The sequence below is a fragment of the Bradyrhizobium sp. genome, from assembly GCF_016462955.1.
GTDB lineage: Bacteria > Pseudomonadota > Alphaproteobacteria > Rhizobiales > Xanthobacteraceae > Bradyrhizobium.
Genome location: NZ_JAEMSD010000500.1, coordinates 1 through 1399 on the forward strand (window position 1 = coordinate 1; position 1399 = coordinate 1399).

At 69.7% G+C, this 1399-nt stretch carries 2 protein-coding genes; one reads left to right on the forward strand and one right to left on the reverse strand.

Going from position 1 to position 1399, the window contains the following annotated elements; translation table 11 throughout:
- Positions 1-181 (forward strand): multicopper oxidase domain-containing protein (locus tag JHD07_RS32800; protein WP_291629675.1); only part of this gene is annotated, 181 nt, incomplete at its 5' end.
- A gap of 4 nt (positions 182-185) precedes the next feature.
- On the opposite strand, the gene JHD07_RS32805 is transcribed toward JHD07_RS32800, so the two are convergent.
- Positions 186-1399 (reverse strand): NAD(P)H-hydrate dehydratase (locus tag JHD07_RS32805; RefSeq protein ID WP_291629677.1); only part of this gene is annotated, 1214 nt, incomplete at its 5' end.

Genomic DNA, 1399 nt, shown 5'->3' on the forward strand with positions numbered 1-1399 from the left:
CCGCCTGCTCGACAGGCTCGACGACGGCTGGAAACCGTACTGGCTCGACACGCTCGCGGTCGAGCCTGGCCAGACCCAACGCATCGCCTTTGCGGTGACCGCGCCCGGACGATGGCTGCTCGAATCGGTCGTGACGGACTGGGCCGCGCCGCGCCTGGTGCGGTGGTACGGGGTGGAGTGAGGGTTCAGTATTCAATGCCCAGCGCGTCGTAAATCCGTCGGTGCACGGCTGGCAGCGTCTCGGTCAGATCCTCCGCAATCAGGCCCGGCCCGGCTTCGCTCGCCGCCTCGCCATGCATCCAGACGCCGATGCTGGCGGCTTCGAACGCCGGGACGCCCTGCGCCAACAGCCCCGCGATGATGCCGGACAGCACGTCCCCGGCGCCTGCGGTGGCGAGCCAGGGCGGCGCGTTGGCGGCGATGGTGGCGCGGCCGTCGGGGGCAGCGATCGTGGTGTCCGGGCCCTTCAGCAGCACGACTGCGCCGCAGCGCTCGGCGGCGGCGCGCACCCGCTCCAGCTTGGAACGGCCGGGATGCTTGTTGCTGAGGTCGGAGAACAGGCGTGGAAACTCGCCTTCGTGCGGGGTCAGCACCACCGCATTGTCCTGCGACGACTTGATCGATTCGAACAGGGCCTCGGGGGCTGCGGCAAAGCTCGTCAGCGCATCCGCGTCCAGCACCAGATGGCGCTGCGCGGTGAGCGCGGTGTGAACCAGATCGCATGTGCGCTCACCGATGCCAGCGCCGGGGCCGATGATGCAGGTGTTGTAACGCTTGTCGCCGAGCAGCTCGCCGAACTCGATCGCGGTGTCGACGGGGCGAACCATCACCGCAGTCAGCGCGCCCGCATTGATCGCGAGCGCATCGCGCGGGCTCGCCAGCGTCACAAGGCCCGCACCGGCGCGCAGCGCTGCCCGCGCGGCGAGCCGTGCAGCGCCGGTCGCGGCTATGTCGCCGGACACCGCCAGCACGTGACCCCGCACGTATTTGTGGCCGTCGATGCGCGGCACCGGAAAGGCCGCGCCCCAGAGATCCGGGTCGTTCTCGAAGGTCTGCGGCGCGATCTCCTCCAGCACCTGCGCATCGATGCCGATGTCGGCAACGCGCACGCGGCCGCAGTGCATGCGCCCGGGCAAGAGCAGATGCGCCGGCTTCTTGCGGAAGAAGGTGACGGTTTCGGTAGCGTTCACCGCCGTCCCCATCATGGCCGCGCTGGTGCCGTTGATGCCGCTCGGCAGGTCGACGGCGAGCACCGGGGCACCATTGGCGTTGATCGCCTCGATCATCTCGCGCGCCTCGCCCTCCACCATGCGGCTGAGGCCGGCGCCGAACAGCGCATCGATGATCAGCGCCGGCTTGCCGATCGCCTGCGGATTGAACGGAAGCACCGGGTGCTTCC